We start from the raw sequence: 16,458 nt of genomic DNA on the forward strand, positions 1-16,458 counted from the left end.
ACGCATAATAATAACTAACAAGTAAATATCATAAATATTTTTTAGTTTAAAGAAATTTATTTAACTAATTTGATAAGCAATGGCAAATTATTGTTGCATAAACCCGCAAAAACCCGCATTATATTTTATTTTTTATATATTAGTACTCCCAACAGCTATAAAATATGTTAAAAAAAGAAAGACATGATATAGTTATGCGTCAGATAAACCTGCATAACAGAGTGTTGACTTCAGATTTAGTCCAGCTATTAAATGTTTCTGAAGATACCATTAGAAGAGATCTTCAAGAGATGTCTGACGCCAACCTTTTATACAAGGTTCATGGCGGCGCCCTTTCGAAGTCTTACCATTCTACCTTTGATGATAGTACGGTTTATGCTAAGGATGCAAAAATAATTATTGCAAAAAAAACTATTCCTTTAATAAAAGACGGAATGGTTGTTTTAACTGGTGGCGGAACAACAATTATAGAACTTGTAAAACAATTACCTGAAAATTTACAAGCTACATTCTTTACCATAAGTCCACTTGTTGCTGTAGAACTTGCAAAATATAGGAAGGTTGAAGTAATTTTGATTGGTGGCTTATTTTCTAAAAATTCACAAATAACTTATGGTGGTCATGTGATCAGTCAGCTTTCTGAGATAAACGCTGACTTATGTTTATTGGGCACAAGCGCACTTCACCCCGTTGATGGTTTGACAGATACAGATTGGGAAATTAACCAGCTAAAAAAGACCATGATGAATTCCTCTAGAAAATCAGCTGTATTATGTATTTCTGAAAAGCTGAATATTTCATTACGATTGAAGGTTGCGTCACTTGAAAATATTAATTATCTAATTACCGAATTAGATCCAACAGATCAAAAATTAGATGATTACCAAGTTAAAGGTTTGAAGCTTTTTTAAACTGCTTACAATTTTTGCTGCTTATTATTAAAGAAAGGGAGAACTCACGTTCTCCCTTTCTTTAATTAAAATGTTGGATTTGCTGGTGTATTGGTATTATTATCTCTCTCTTGAAAAGGATAAGGCATAAAGCTTCGTTTCATTTCTGAAACCGGCCGCCCAAATCTTCGCATATCTTCTAATTTTAACCCTGATGCATATAACTCAATACTTCTGTGCTTATAGATTAAATCTAACAGTTGAGCTTGAGTATAAGGCCCTACTAGTGCAGGTAAACTTGCTGTAACACCAAAGATATCAGTTGTTTTTGTTACAACTTTGTTCAATTCAATTAACGAATTATTTAAATCTGGCGTAGTTTGCCTAGCATAAGCTTCCGCTTTAATTAAAATCATTTCTCCTGGCAAGAAAATAGGAATAGGCGTTGTAGTTGTTGCGGCAAAACCATTCATTCTAATTGTAGCTGGAGAACCTTCCATCTTAGTGTAAAATACAAGGCGTTTATCCGTTACATCAGGAGCAAAAGCGCCTCCTAAACCCAAATTAGCATCTATTGGTTGAAAAACGTTGTTTGAAGCAATAACCGAGTTTAGAATATTAATATTCGCATTGTCAAATGTGAAGGATGAACCGCTACTTAGCGAAACTAATCCTGCCTCGGTAAGCGCTAAAGCATATTGCCCACTGAAAAGTGCATATCTAGCTTTTAAAGCATGCAAGGTATTCTCTATATTCAGGTTTGGGACTGTACCAGAAAATTGAGTTGAAATTGGATTAGCTGCAATCTTAGCCAAGGCATTGTCTATCGCTGCAATTGCAGTTTTATACCCATCAGTTCTATTCACAAATGGCACATTTTTTCCTATCGTTACTGGTACTTGTTGCCAAAATGTAGATATGGTACCCAAGGAAAGTGCCTTAAAGATAGTTACATAACCTATCAATCCAGAAGCATAAGCTTTATCGCCAAGTGCTTCAGCACCAGCAATTACTTTATTACTCTCGTCTATCACCTTAAAAGATGAAGCCCACATATTGAACAATATAGTATTCGTTCCATCAACAGCATTGCCGCCAGTACTCAACTGTAACTCAGGAATATTACCAGAATTTAACAGCTTTAATTCATTGCCAGAAAAACCAGATGCTGTAATTGAATTAAAAAGAACACCCGTTCTATTTAATGTATATGTACGCTGAATACCTACTGCTACAGCAGATAAAGCTTGACTAGAGCCTAGCGCAACATCTACACTTGCCCTAGAAGGATCTTCAAAATCTTTCTTGCAAGATGAAATACTGCTTGCGAACGTTAACAAACCGCAAGCTATATATATTGATTTTATTTTAAAATTTTTCATCATCTATTTTATTAAACTGTTAGAATTTAACTTGTAGGCCTAAACTAAATGTTCTTGGAATTGGCACCGAACCAAAATCTATATTTCTTAGAATGGTAGATTGACCTGCAGAATTTAACTCTGGGTCATAACCTTTATAATTATCCCAAGAAATCAAGTTTCTTCCACTTAATACAACTGTTAAATTACTGATAGATTTAACCTTTCCAATGTTGTAACTTAATGAAACTTCTCTCAACTTCACAAAAGAACCATCGTCAATTCTCCATTCTTCTATGGCATAAACACCAGCAACATATCCTCTAGGTAATAATCCCATTTGCTCCTGCTCAGCCACCTTACCACCTCCTACACCTTGCCTAGTTCTCCAATCTGCATTCCATACATCACCACCCTGTACTCCATCAAGCTGAATGCGTAAACCAAATTTTTTATAGTTAAAATCATTTACAAGAGACCAATTATAATCTGGATTAGGATCTCCAAGTACTTTTCTTAACGGATTTCCAGCACCATCTCTTGCTTGTTGGGGTATACCTGAGGCATTAGTCACTAAACTACCATCAGTATTTCTTGCGAAATAAGTACCATAAAAAACACCTAATGGCTCGCCATCAATAATTGCTACAGGTGCACCTGGGTTTGTACTTAACAGTCTCATAGCGCCAATATTGTATGCCTCGTTTCTATTTCTGTTAAAAATTGCTGATGCGGTCCATGCAAAATTATCGGTTTTAATTGGCGTACCTCCCAACACAACCTCAATACCTGTATTTTTTAAAGAGCCGATGTTGTTTAAGAAACTAGTATAACCTTCTGTAGGCGCAATAACTTGAGCCAATAATAAGTCTTTTACTTTTTTGTTGTAATAGTTTACACTTAAGGTTAATCTATTCTTCATAAAACCTAAATCAGTACCTACTTCAAGCTCATCCTGACGCTCAGGTTTCACATTTTCATTAGCTAACTGGAAACTGCTAAACAAAGATGTATAGCCTAAAAATGCCTGTCCATTGTAACCATTAATACGATCGTATGGACCAATACCGGTTAAGTTACCTGATTGTCCATAAGCGCCTCTTAGCTTAAATGTATCCCACCACGATGATAAGTTTGTCTTTTTCCAATAATCTACTGAAGACAAAACATAACTTAAACTTGCTTTAACATACACTTGATTTCTATTATCCTTACCAAATACGGATGATTCATCCATACGCAAGGCTCCCGTTACAAACAAATGATCTTTATATTTAAAATTTTGTTGAATATAAGCCCCACTAATAGAAAGTTCAGTTCTTATATCAACACTCGGCAAAGGTGTAGATGCACCATTTACTGTAGTGATTTTTGGCGCAAGTCCTCTGCCCTGTAATAACCCATACTGACCTTTTTCATATTGATAAGAATATCCAACCTGTGTAACAGAGGTTAATAAATCAGAAATTTTTGCCTGATATGTAGCATTGATTTCATTATTAAACATAAACACTTTGTTACTTCCTGCACTAGCGTAACCATTTTGAGTTGCATTTATGGTAGTTCCGCCACCAAAAAAATCCGGATTTACATTATAAGTATATGGAGGGATATAAGTTGTCCCGTTTTGCGACGAATTATCCACACCTAAAGTTAAATCTACTGTTAGATTTTTAATCGGACTTAATTTCAAAGTTGAATTGGCAATAATTCTATCTACCTCTTGTCTTTGCTTAATATCCTCAATTACAGAAACTGGATTTACACGACCTCTTTCTCCTACAGCCATTAGATTCCCACTTGCATCTCTCCTAAAAATATCATGAAAGTTACCAAGAATTGTTACTGAGTTCATAGGCGAGAAAAACGAGTTTCCATCCGGTTTTTCGTTAGCTGCACTCTTAATGTAATTTAAGCCAGCTGATAAACTAGCCCAGTTGTTTATTTTTTGATCTAAGTTGGTTCTAAAATTGTATTTCCTGAAATTGGTATTTTTGATAATACCTTGATTGCTAAAATAACCAAAAGAAGAATAAACTTTTGTGTTTTCACTACCCCCAGAAATAGACAAGTTGTTATCTGTACCATATCCCGTTCTAAAGATATAATCCTGATAATCGTAACGAGTTACAGGAGTTGTGTTTGTTAAAAGCGCTGGCGGAGTGCCGGTTGTTTGAATCACATCTTGTGTAAATGCATCTACACTACCTCCAAATTTAACTGGCGATTGATTAACTTCTATCTTTTTTCTCAACTCACTTATCATAAAATTAGTATTAAAACTAACTTGTGTTCTGCCAGCTACACCTTTTTTAGTAAAAATCTGAATAACTCCAGCATTAGCCCTTGAACCATAAATTGCTGCCGCAGATGCGCCATTAAGCACTTCTACCCTTTCTATATCGGCAGGGTTAATATCAACCATTCTGTTTTGCCCAATTGCACCAACAAAATTACCACCATCATAATTAGTGGAAGTATTTGTTACTCTAGAAGTTGAATTATTAACAATAACCCCATCGATTATATATAAAGGTTCTGTTGATGAATTTGCAGAGCTAATCCCACGTAACTTTACTGACATTCCGCCAGCTGGGTCGCCAGAGTTTTGACTAATCTGAGCTCCTGCAACTTTACCTTGCATTGACGAAAGTACGTTTCCACTAGGTGCTTTATTTAGATCATCTCCTTTAACTGATGTAATGTAGTTACCAAGTTGTTTTCTGGTAGTTCCTTGTGAAGTACCTGTTACAATAACTTCATCTAAACCCATTGCATCTTGTGATAAAGAAAAATCGACAGTTACATTATTGTTACTACCCAAGGTAATTTGTTTGGTGATAGTTTTATAACCGATATATGTAACTGAAAGTTGATAGTTTCCCGGAGCAAGGTTTGCTATAAGGGAATAGGTACCATCATTATTAGCAGCCACAGCAAAGTTAGTTCCTTGCACTTTAATGCCAGCACCTGGAATTGGAGACATAGTTGTTTCCTCTATTACTTTACCATTAATTATATAACGGTTTGTTTGTGCGCTTGCTGATGAAAACAGGAGCAACAAAAAGATTGGTGTTAAAAACAATAAAAGCAGTTTTGAACACCGTAATGTGTAAAATCTCATCATACTTAAAAATTTAAATTGGTTAGAAATACAGCAAAGCTGATTAATTATTTTTCAAAACATTAACTGAATCGAAAAACCTATTAAAGATGACGAAATGTTTTGTCTAAACTTTAATAAAACTTATAAACAAACTAACATTTAGTTAGGCAAACTGATTTTGCCCATACATACGGATGGCACACCTTCTCGGTCTCCAAAATTGATGGGATTTCCAGCTAAAGCTTCATTAGCTAAGAGTGCAAAAAGCACGGCTTCTTTTGCGTCTGGGTTAATTTCTAATTCATTGGTTGTGCTAAAAGTAGCATTAGGTAATGCCGCTTTTAAAAGCGTAACTAATAAAGGATTATGCATACCACCGCCGCTCATAAATATTTTTGGCATTGATGAAGATTTGACTGTTCTTTTTATGGCTTCAATAATTCCATGTGCAGAAAAGTGACATAGGGTTGCCAGCACATCTTCATTCGCTAAATCTATTGTTTTGCTTTGCTCTTGGGCTTTTTGCAAATAGGTAAGATTAAATAATTCAGGACCAGTTGTTTTTGGGAAATCGATCTTAAAGAACTCATTATTCAATAAGGCTTTCAATAAGTTATCACTGAGGTTCCCTGACTTTGCCTTTAGGGCATCTTTATCATAATATATACCCGGATAATGCAGCTGTATAAACTGATCCATTAAGGTGTTGCCTGGGCCAACATCTGTTGAAAAAACTTTTGAAGCATCTTTACTTCCTGGCAGAAATGTAAAGTTAGCTATACCTCCAATATTCAACATTATCCTATCCTCGTCCTTTTTAGAAAAAACTAAATAGTCTCCATAAACAGCAAGTGGAGCTCCTTCACCCCCTGCAGCCAAGTGTTTTTGCCTAAAATCGGCAATAGTTATAATTCCTGTTTTTACTGCAATATGATCTCCATCTCCAATCTGTAATGTTGCATTTGGGTAGCCTTTTTTCCCGTGTAAGGATTTTGGCGCATGAAAAATTGTTTGTCCGTGGCTTGCAATGATATCAATTTCGTTTGAGTTAATGCCCCATGTTGTTAATGCTTCTAAAATTAATTCTGCATGTTTTATCCCTATTAACTCATTCAATAAACACACTTTTTCTAGATCTGCATCTCTGCGAGAAAATATGCTTTTTACATCTGCTCTAAAATCATCCTGATAAGGAATGGTAATAAAGTTTAGCAATTTTATTTCTGTTTCACTTCCACTGTTTGTACAAAGACACAGCGCGATATCTAATCCATCCATTGAAGTACCAGACATTAATCCAATAATTAATCTCTCCCTTTTACTTGCAATAGCATAAAGGTTTTGTACAGAATTGTTCATAAAAATTTAATATTGTAAAACAAACGTTTGATTTAATGCTGTAACGCAATCTCTAAAAATACTTTCAATAAAAGTAAATAACAATTGGTAAAAACTAAGCATTACTCTCTATATTTACCGCTCCGTTCACTAAATAATAACAGAATTAATGGCAAGATTAAATCTATTAGAAGAAACGAGGTTCGAAAAACTCCCAGTTACTGTTTTTAAAAATCCAAAAGAAGCTTCTATTAACGTAGCGCATCGAATTGCGAAAATTATTAAAACCAAACAAGAAAATAACCTAAAAGCAGTTTTAGGTTTAGCTACAGGTGCAACGCCTATAGCAGTTTATTCAGAATTAGTTAGACTACACAAAGAAGAAGGTCTAAGCTTTAAAAACGTGGTTACATTTAACTTAGATGAATATTATCCGATGCTGCCAACCGCTGCTCAGAGTTATGTTTCATTTATGAATGAAAATTTGTTCGACCACATTGACATCGACAAAGCAAATGTCCATATCCCAGATGGGACACTTAAACTTGAAGACATTCCTGCATTCTGCTTAGCTTATGAGCGCAAAATAGAAGAATATGGTGGTTTAGACATGCAGATTTTAGGTATTGGTAGAACTGGTCACATTGGTTTTAATGAACCTGGTTCTGCGCCAAACTCGGGAACACGTTTAGTAACTCTAGATGACCTTACACGTAGGGATGCTGCTCGTGATTTTGGAGGAAAGTCTTTTGTGCCTACTAAGGCAATTACAATGGGAATTGGCACCATCTTTAAAGCCAGAGAAATTGTTTTAATGGCTTGGAATACAAAGAAGGCATCCATCATTAAAAAAGCTGTTGAAGGTGAAATGTCTAGTGATGTACCAGCTACTTATTTGCAATTATCTGAAAATGTTGAATTTATTTTAGACGAGGATGCTGCTTCATTATTAACAAGATACGATACTCCTTGGCTAGTAAAAGATTGCATTTGGACAGATAAATTAATTAGGAAAGCGGTAATATGGTTAGCTACAACTTTAAATAAACCAATTTTAAAATTAACCGAAGACGATTTCAACAATAATGGTATGGCTCAGCTGGCACTTGAAAAAGGTCCGGTTTACAATATTAACATTCATATATTTAATAAACTTCAACACACCATTACAGGTTGGCCTGGAGGCAAGCCGAATGCAGATGATACCCAAAGACCAGAAAGAGCAACTCCAGACAAAAAACGTGTCTTAATTTTCTCTCCTCACCCTGATGATGATGTAATTTCTATGGGTGGTACATTTATCCGATTAGTAGACCAAAAGCACGATGTACATGTTGCTTATCAAACTTCTGGTAACACAGCAGTTTGGGACGATGATGTTTTGCGTTTTGTTGAGTTTAACATGGATTTTGCAGAAAAGATGGGAGTGGCAAATCCAGAAATGTCTGAGACCTACAATAAAATGCGCCAATTTATTGAGCATAAAAAACCTAACCAAGTTGATACCCCAGAAATACAAACCGTTAAAGGATTGATAAGAAAAGGAGAAGCAATTGCTGGTGCTCGTTATTGTGGTTTAGAAGACGATCATATCCATTTTATGGCTTTACCTTTTTATGAAAGCGGTAAAAATCAAAAAAATCCAGTAACAGAAGCTGATGTATTATTAACCATGGAGCTGCTTCAAAAAATAAAACCACAACAGGTTTTTGCAGCAGGAGATTTTGAGGACCCTCATGGCACACACATTGTTTGTTTTAATATTATTTTAGAATCTTTAAAAAGATTAGCAAAAACAGAAACTTGGGTAAAAGATTGTTGGTTATGGATGTATCGTGGTGCATGGCTTGAATTTGAAACTCATGAAATAGAGATGGCAGTACCACTTAGTCCACAAGAAGTTGAACGTAAAAAGTTTGCTATCTTCAAGCATCAATCTCAAAAAGATAGAGCTGTTTTTCCAGGCGATGATGCTAGAGAATTTTGGCAAAGAGCTGAAGATCGGAATAGAGAAACAGCAAAAGCTTACGATAGTTTGGGTTTAGCAAACTACGAAGCAATGGAAGCTTTTGTTCGTTATAAATTCTAAAAAATTGCCAATGAAGTTTGCATTAGAACACCTAAGCAAACTTCATTGGTTTTCTATAAAGCTTTTTAGATTTTCTTCTATATATTAGTTCTTAAATCTCCTTATTAAATTGGAGATAAAGTTTATAGCAGATAATTTTTTAGCTTAAAATGGAATCTAAACCTCAACGCTTATTATCCCTAGATTTTTTTCGCGGACTAACAGTAGCCGCGATGATTTTGGTAAACAATCCAGGAAGCTGGGGCCATATCTATACCCCATTAGAACACGCTGAATGGAACGGCTGTACCCCAACCGACCTTGTTTTCCCCTTTTTCTTATTCATAGTTGGTGTTTCCATTGCTTATGCAATGAGTAATAAAAAACTAGATTCTGCGAGCCATAATAAAACGATTCTTAAAGCATTTAAAAGAGCACTTATCTTATTTGGATTAGGTCTTCTCCTAGCAATTTTCCCTAGAAATTTTAGCACTTTTGACTTTGTAGAATCTCTTAAAAATATCCGTATACCAGGCGTTTTACAACGAATTGGAGTAGTATTTTTTATTTCTTCTGTTATTTTTTTAAAGTCATCTGAAAAAACAATTTTCAGGATTATCATTATTATCCTGTTTACTTATTGGGCATTAATGATGTTTGTCCCTGTTCCAGAAGTTGGCTACGCAAACCTAGAAAAAGAGACAAACCTAGGAGCATGGTTAGATAGAACGATTTTAACGGAAGCACATTTATGGAAATCTGCCAAAACTTGGGATCCAGAAGGTATTTTAAGCACCTTACCAGCTGTTGCAACAGGATTATTTGGAGTTTTGGTAGGAGTTTATTTGAAGCGAAAAGATGTTGAACCCGCAACAAAAATTGCTTGGCTATTTTCTGTAGGCGTTTTTACAACATTGGCCGGTTTATTATGGGATTTGGAATTCCCTATTAATAAAGCTTTATGGACAAGTTCTTATGTACTTTATACCGGTGGCTTGGCTACAATTGTTTTAGCGCTTTCGTATTGGATAATTGATGTAAATAAATACAATCGTTTTACAAAACCCTTTGTAATTTATGGCGTAAATGCTATAACAGTTTTTTTTGTATCTGGCTTGATGCCTCGATTGTTAAATATGATAAAAATTAAACAACCAGATGGCAGTGAAACTGGAGCATTGAGTTGGTTTTATCAGACATTTTTTGTTCCTTATTTTTCTCCAATAAATGCTTCGTTAGCTTACGCAATTGTCTTTATTTTGTTTTTCTTTGTCATACTTTGGTTAATGTATAAGAAGAACATCATTATTAAGGTTTAATAAATCAATACTAACATCATTACATCTATGAAAAAACACTTTCTAATTGTTGTACTTTCAACAGGTTTGTTTATTCAACCTGTTTTAGCACAAAAAAAAGCCACCACAACTAAAGCTTCAACCAAAGCTGTTGTCGCTAAATTAATCCCCAATGATCCAGACGTTATTATTGGTAAACTACCTAACGGACTAACCTATTATATTCGTAAAAATACAGAGCCAAAAAATAGGGCAGAATTATACCTAGGCAACAAAATTGGCTCCTTAATGGAAACTGAAGAGCAGTTAGGCTTGGCTCACTTTACAGAGCACATGGCATTTAATGGCAGCACAGACTTTCCAAAAAACGAAATGATCAATTACCTGCAAAAAGCGGGGGTTCGTTTTGGTGCAGATTTAAACGCTTATACAGGCTTTAACCAAACTGTTTATCAGCTACCCATACCTACAGATAGCGTAGAGGTATTTAAAACTGGATTTAAAATTTTAGCTAACTGGGCCGGAAAAGTTACCATGGAAGGTAAGGAAATTGACAATGAGCGTGGAGTTATTGTTGAAGAAGATCGTCAACGAGGAAAAAATGCACAGCAACGAATGAGCAATCAGCTCTTACCTTTCTTGTTGAGTAATTCGCAATATGCAAAACGTATCCCGATAGGTAAAATAGAAGTATTAACAAGCTTCACACACGACAAAATTCGTAACTTTTATAAAGATTGGTATCGACCTAATTTACAAACTGTTATTGCAGTAGGAGATTTTGATGTTAAAGAAGTTGAACAATTGATTAAGCAAAATTTCTCAGGTCTAAAAAACCCTGCCAACCCTAAGCCTCGTCTTAACTATACCTTGCCAGATAATATAACCCCTAATGTTAAAATTGTAACTGATAAGGAACAGCCATACAATGTTGCACAGGTTATTTATAGACAAAAATCTAGCCCTGTAAAAACAGATGCAGATTTTAGAAGAAATGCAATCGAATCTATGATCAATAGCATGTTAGCTTCTCGCATACAAGAACTTACTCAAAAAGGAACTGCTCCATTTTTATTCGCACAAAGTTCATACTCACCATATCAAGGAGGTTTAGTTTGGGGTGAAAGTGCTTTACAGACTGTTGCTGTGGCTAAATCAGCAAAAGATTTGGAGAAAGCTCTTATTGCTGCACTTGCAGAAAATGAGCGTATGGTAAAATTTGGTTTTACAACAGGTGAGTTCGAAACTATTAAAAAGAAACTTGAAGCAGGTGTAGAAAAACAATACAAAGAGAAAGACAAAACAAAATCTGCCGTTTATGTGCAAGATTATTTAGATCATTTTTTAGTGGGTTCGAGTATTCAGTCTGCAGATTATAATTACGCCGAGTTTAAAAAATTGCTCCAAACTGTTACTTTAAATGAGGTAAATGCAGTAGCTAAAACCTTAATTACCAAAAACAACATCACCATAATTGTACAAGCACCAGAAAAGGAAGCTGCAGATTTACCAAAAGAGGCACAATTGCTTAGCGCATTAAAAACCGCAGGTAATGGCATTACTCCATACATAGACAATACCGTTAACAAACCATTAATTGCTACAATGCCAATAGCAGGTAAAATTATTAACGAAAGTAAGAATGAGAAATTAGATATCACAACTTTAACTTTAAGTAATGGTATAAAAGTAGTGCTCAAACCAACAAATTTTAAAAACGACCAAGTTATCTTCACTTCTTTTGGTAAAGGCGGTACATCAATAGCTAGTAATGATGATTATCTATCAGCAGAAAATTCAAGTTTAATTGCACAATTTGGAGTAGGTGATTTTAACCCTACTCAGTTAAGTAAATATTTAGCTGGCAAAACTGCTACTGCTCGTTCTTACATAGATTCAGAATACCAAGGTTTCTCTGGCAGTGCATCTCCAAAAGATTTGGAAACTGCATTTCAATTAATTTATGCCTACGCAACAAACCCACGCAAGGATGTAGAAATTTTTAACAAAAACATAAGCGATTATAAGGTAATTACCGCTAACAAAAATAGCAATCCAAATAGTGTTTATGCAGATACTTTACAAGCCGTATTAGCAAATTATCACAAACGAGGCATGCCGATAAATTTATCAGACATTGATAAAATATCTCTAGATAAAGCTTACAGTTTTTATAAGGATCGTTTTGCCGATGCTAGTGGACAAACTTTTGTTTTTGTAGGTAATTTTGAAGTTGAAAAAATAAAACCTTTTTTAACTACATATTTAGCTAGCCTACCAGCTTTAAATAAAAATGAAACTTTTGTAGACAATGGCGTTCGTCCACCCAAAGGCAAAGTAAGCAAGACTGTTTATAAAGGTTTGGAAGACAAAGCTACGGTGCAATTATTTTTCCATGATGACTACGAATATAATGCAGCCAACAATGTACAATTAGATGCTTTAAAAAGTGCCTTGGAAATAAAAATACTAGAGCGTTTACGTGAAAAAGAAAGTGGGGTTTATAGCCCAGGAGTTAGTTTAAGTGTAGAGAAATATCCATCTGCACACTACTACTTTACTATCTCTTTTAACTGCTCAAAAGCTAACGTAGAAAAACTAATTGCAGCTGCCCTAGAAGAAGTTAATTCTTTTAAACAAAACGGCGCAACCGAAGATGACCTAAAGAAATTTAAATCTGAAGAAATTCGTCAGGAAGAATTAAGCCTCAGAGAAAATGGATATTGGGTAAATTATTTAGCCAATCGCTTAAAGTATGGTGATGATGTTGAACAATTATTAGGAAATAAAGATAGAATTAACGGTGTAACCGTTGCAACCAGTAAGGCTGCCGCACAAAAATATTTAAACGGAGAAAACTATATTCGTGTAGTATTAGTGCCAGAGAAGTAATTAAAAGTATTACTTTAGAAACCCATCTAATTATTTTTAGATGGGTTTTTTAATTAATTTAACATGCATGAATTCTAAAACACTACATGTTTTAAATGGTGATGCCACTATGAATGTTTTTAAAGAAACAGAAATAAGTGGTGATATTCTTATTTGGAGAGAAATACTATCCGAAGGACCAGTCACTAAGAATAGCCTATTTCAATTGCGTTCCAAGTGGATTTATGAGACTTTTGGAGAAAATTATGATAGTTATAAAGAAAAAGTAATTAATGAAGTAAATAAACTCAATTCTTTAACTGAATATGATCAAATCATTTTATGGTTTGAATATGATTTAGTTTGCCAGATTAATTTGATTTTCGTTCTTGCTACATTAAAAAATATCAATTATGAAATTCCTATTTATTTAATTTGCCCAGATAAATTTGATGGATTACCAAATTTTAGGGGATTAGGTGAGCTATCACCAACACAATTAAAGAAACTATTGCCAACAAAGATAAAGTTAAGCTTAGTAGATTTAGATTTAGCAGCAAAAGCTTGGGATTTATATATAGAAAATGATTCAACAAGAATCACAACCTTTTTAAAAGGAGATTTTGGTAAGCTAGCATTGCTAAAAAAAGCCTTAGCAGCACATTTGATGAGGTCTGAAAAATCAAATGGTTTAAATCATATTCATGAGGTATTACTAGGATTCATTAACGCCGGAATGACAAACAAATCTGAAATATACGAGAAATTCTGGGCGCAAGAAAGCATCTTTGGCCTTGGAGATTTGCAGTTAGATCTTGCCTTAAACGAAATTCAAAAAAAAGGGTTTATCAGTAAAGATTTTGCTTTTACTTAGCCTGTACACCAATTGGCCCACTAGGTTCACTTTCATTCTTCAACCTATCTAACGCTGTAACTAAGTAATTATATCTTTTACCTTTTTCAACATCTGTATCTAAATAGAATGTAAAGTCTTCAAAGCTGATATGAAGTATGTTCTTTGCATCAAGAATCCCAATCTTTTCACCTTCTTTAAAGCGATAGACAACATAGCCAGAGGCGGTTTCACCATCCACAGCTTTTAAAGGTTTAACCCACTTTATATTTATCCCATCGTTTAGTGCGTCTGCAGTTAAATTTTGAGGAGTGTTTGGCATTACATCATCTAACCAAGGCATTTGGGGAGGCAGGGCAGGATATTTATACAAGTCATTTCTTAGCGTATCTGTTAATGATTTTGCATTTGTAGAAAGTGATTTTGAACTAAAAAAAATACTTCCCTGCACACGATTATTTGCCCTTAAATACCTGATCTGATTAGGAATTTCATTTATTTTCATCCACGTTGGATCTACTTTTGTTGGTGTATTTACTAAATAAGCAGCCTGACCTATGTAAAGATGTCTTCCAAAAGTATTATTACCCCACCAATCTAGTAAGGTACCAAAAGGTGCTGCTGCTCTTTTGAAAGTAAAATAAATTTGGGGATTAATGTAATCTACCCATCCTTCTTTAATCCACTTTCTCGAATCTGCATAAAGCTCTTCATAATTAGATAAACCATTTGTTCTGGATCCTAAAGTATCTTCTCTAAAGTTTCTCCAAATACCAAAAGGACTAACTCCAAATTTTACGTGTTTTTTATAATGGTGAACACTGTCATTTACCATTTTAACAAGCATATCAACATTATTTCTACGCCAATCGTTAATATTGGTAAAACCATTAGCATACTTGGTAAAAGTGGTGTTATCTTTTATAGTTTGCCCAGCAATACGATAAGGATAGAAATAATCATCAAAGTGAACACCATCAATATCATATTCTTTAACCACATCTAAAATAACTTGAGTTATATATTCCCTAACCTCAGGCAAACCTGGATCGAAAAGAATCTGACCTCCATATCTATAGAATAATTCAGGTCTTTTTTTTGTGATATGTTCAGAACTTGTAAGTTGACCAGCAGACATTGTTGCTCTGTAAGGATTAAACCATGCATGTAGTTCCATTCCTCTAAAATGAGCTTCCTTAATTGCAAATTCCAAAGGGTCATATCCTGCAGCAGGTGCTAGCCCTTGTTTACCCATTAACCAATGGCTCCAAGGCTCTCTAGATTTAGCATATAAAGCATCTGCGGTTGGTCTTATTTGAAGCATAATAGCGTTAATACCACTTTTTTTATGCTGTTCTAAAATACCAATCAATTCTTGCTTTTGTTTATCTACAGAAAGCCCGGGTCTTGACGGCCAATCTATATTGGTTACTGAGGCAATCCAAACACCTCTAAACTCACGTTTTGGAGCAATTTTTGTGGTGTTTTGGGCAATTGAGAAAAGTGGAACAGCTAGTGAGAGTAAAAGTGCGTAGATGTAGCTTTTATTCATTATATGATTTTAGTATAAGGGATTTTGTTCTTTTTGATTTGTAGTTTTTAATGCACAAGTAATTCTAATCAATTACGTTAAACGTAAATTTTAAGAATTTTGATACAAAAGTGCTACAAATTTAACACTTTTCGTTTTTTTATATTATGTTAGCTGTCCTGTAAGATCTAATTCTTTGACCTTAAAATATGGTAAAAGGAAAATTTTAATACATATGCAAGAACAAGACCCTGTCAATAAGGTTGATAGAAATAAAGTTTATTTTTTAATTGTAGTTATAGCAGCACTTTTAGGCATAAATGCCTATTTGTATGTTAAGGACAAGCAACAAAGCAGTAGATTTGTAACTGTAAGTACTGAAAAAGAACGATTAAATTTAGAAGTTGAAAAAATAGAGGCAGAACTTGATAAAGTAACCTTACTTAATGTTAATTTAAGTGATAAATTAGCTCAAGAGGAAAAACTTGCAAGAGAGAAAATTGCCGAATTAAAACTTGATTTACAGAAAGGGAAACTTACACAGGGTGATTTAGATGAAGCGCAAGATCAGATTAAAGAGCTAAGAGAATTTGTTAAAAACTATAACGATCAGATTATACGTTTAGAGAAGGAAAATTCTTACTTAAAAACAGAACGTGATAGCTTAAAAACAACTGTAAATTCTTATAGTGAAAAAACTGAAACTCTAGAAAAAGAAAATCAAAACCTTAATGCCAAAGTTAAAGTTGGCGCAGCACTAAAGGCATCAAACATTGATATTCAAGCATATAAGGTTAAAAGCAGCGGTAAGAACATTTTAGTTACCAGAGCAAGTACTACAAATAAATTAACAGTAAAGTTTGCGATCGTATCCAATCCATTAGCAAATAAAAATTACCACAAAGTATTTTTAAGAGTTTTTGACCCTGCTGGAAATTTAATAGCAGATGAGAGTAACTTATTTGAAATTGATGGTCAACAAATGCAATATAGCAGTGCTATAGAATTCTATTATAACGATGATGAGACTGAATATAAGATAGATTGGACTAACCCAAAAGAATTTATGAAAGGCGTCTACTCAATTATTTTATATGCTGACGGCTATGTAATGGGGAAAAGCCAAATCTCTCTCAGGTAGA

10 protein-coding genes are annotated in these 16,458 nt (G+C 34.3%); 6 read left to right on the forward strand and 4 right to left on the reverse strand.

From position 1 onward, the window contains the following. Positions 1-164 precede the first annotated feature (164 nt). Positions 165-911, forward strand: a complete 747-nt coding sequence (locus FA048_RS02090; protein WP_136838466.1) for a DeoR/GlpR family DNA-binding transcription regulator — start codon at positions 165-167, stop codon at positions 909-911. Positions 912-976: 65 nt separating this feature from the next. On the opposite strand, the gene FA048_RS02095 is transcribed toward FA048_RS02090, so the two are convergent. The 3 genes from FA048_RS02095 to FA048_RS02105 all read right to left on the reverse strand — a co-directional run bounded on the left by FA048_RS02095 (position 977) and on the right by FA048_RS02105 (position 6,716). Then, positions 977-2,275, reverse strand: a complete 1,299-nt coding sequence (locus FA048_RS02095; protein ID WP_225872454.1) for a RagB/SusD family nutrient uptake outer membrane protein — start codon at positions 2,273-2,275, stop codon at positions 977-979. A gap of 16 nt (positions 2,276-2,291) precedes the next feature. Further along, a complete protein-coding gene (locus tag FA048_RS02100; protein ID WP_136838468.1) occupies positions 2,292-5,378 on the reverse strand; it encodes a SusC/RagA family TonB-linked outer membrane protein in 3,087 nt (1,028 codons plus the stop codon). Positions 5,379-5,516: 138 nt separating this feature from the next. Continuing rightward, on the reverse strand, positions 5,517-6,716 hold the full coding sequence (locus tag FA048_RS02105; RefSeq protein ID WP_136838470.1) for an anhydro-N-acetylmuramic acid kinase: 1,200 nt from the start codon (positions 6,714-6,716) through the stop codon (positions 5,517-5,519). A 148-nt stretch (positions 6,717-6,864) separates the two neighbouring features. On the opposite strand from FA048_RS02105, the gene nagB reads away from it, so the two are divergent. The 4 genes from nagB (at position 6,865) to FA048_RS02125 (ending at position 13,806) form a co-directional block, all read left to right on the forward strand. Further along, positions 6,865-8,784, forward strand: a complete 1,920-nt coding sequence (nagB, locus tag FA048_RS02110; protein ID WP_136838472.1) for a glucosamine-6-phosphate deaminase — start codon at positions 6,865-6,867, stop codon at positions 8,782-8,784. Positions 8,785-8,933: 149 nt separating this feature from the next. After that, entirely contained in the window at positions 8,934-10,082 is a 1,149-nt protein-coding gene (locus tag FA048_RS02115; RefSeq protein WP_136838474.1) for an acyltransferase family protein, read from the forward strand. A gap of 27 nt (positions 10,083-10,109) precedes the next feature. After that, a complete protein-coding gene (locus FA048_RS02120) occupies positions 10,110-12,953 on the forward strand; it encodes a M16 family metallopeptidase (RefSeq protein ID WP_136838476.1) in 2,844 nt (947 codons plus the stop codon). 40 nt (positions 12,954-12,993) lie between these two features. Beyond that, positions 12,994-13,806: a DUF1835 domain-containing protein gene (locus FA048_RS02125; RefSeq protein WP_136838478.1), complete on the forward strand. Its 813-nt coding sequence runs from the start codon at positions 12,994-12,996 to the stop codon at positions 13,804-13,806. Here the strand turns inward: FA048_RS02125 and FA048_RS02130 are convergent. Continuing rightward, complete coding sequence (locus FA048_RS02130) at positions 13,799-15,337, reverse strand: glycoside hydrolase family 10 protein (RefSeq protein ID WP_136838480.1); 1,539 nt, start codon at positions 15,335-15,337, stop codon at positions 13,799-13,801. The two genes, FA048_RS02125 and FA048_RS02130, sit on opposite strands and share 8 nt — an antisense overlap. A gap of 214 nt (positions 15,338-15,551) precedes the next feature. Here FA048_RS02130 and FA048_RS02135 point away from each other — a divergent pair, with 214 nt between their 5' ends. After that, positions 15,552-16,457 (forward strand): hypothetical protein, encoded by a 906-nt coding sequence (locus FA048_RS02135; RefSeq protein ID WP_136838482.1) that lies wholly within the window; start codon positions 15,552-15,554, stop codon positions 16,455-16,457. Position 16,458 lies beyond the last annotated feature (1 nt).

Origin of the sequence: Pedobacter polaris (genome assembly GCF_005116505.1) — a bacterium.
GTDB classification, from domain to species: Bacteria; Bacteroidota; Bacteroidia; order Sphingobacteriales; family Sphingobacteriaceae; genus Pedobacter; species Pedobacter polaris.

Coding starts and splice junctions, on each gene's coding strand:
- FA048_RS02090 (WP_136838466.1), top strand. CDS start 165: ATGTTAAAAAAAGAAAGACATGATATAGTTATGCGTCAGATAAACCTG.
- FA048_RS02095 (WP_225872454.1), bottom strand. CDS start 2,275: ATGATGAAAAATTTTAAAATAAAATCAATATATATAGCTTGCGGTTTG.
- FA048_RS02100 (WP_136838468.1), bottom strand. CDS start 5,378: ATGATGAGATTTTACACATTACGGTGTTCAAAACTGCTTTTATTGTTT.
- FA048_RS02105 (WP_136838470.1), bottom strand. CDS start 6,716: ATGAACAATTCTGTACAAAACCTTTATGCTATTGCAAGTAAAAGGGAG.
- nagB (WP_136838472.1), top strand. CDS start 6,865: ATGGCAAGATTAAATCTATTAGAAGAAACGAGGTTCGAAAAACTCCCA.
- FA048_RS02115 (WP_136838474.1), top strand. CDS start 8,934: ATGGAATCTAAACCTCAACGCTTATTATCCCTAGATTTTTTTCGCGGA.
- FA048_RS02120 (WP_136838476.1), top strand. CDS start 10,110: ATGAAAAAACACTTTCTAATTGTTGTACTTTCAACAGGTTTGTTTATT.
- FA048_RS02125 (WP_136838478.1), top strand. CDS start 12,994: ATGGGTTTTTTAATTAATTTAACATGCATGAATTCTAAAACACTACAT.
- FA048_RS02130 (WP_136838480.1), bottom strand. CDS start 15,337: ATGAATAAAAGCTACATCTACGCACTTTTACTCTCACTAGCTGTTCCA.
- FA048_RS02135 (WP_136838482.1), top strand. CDS start 15,552: ATGCAAGAACAAGACCCTGTCAATAAGGTTGATAGAAATAAAGTTTAT.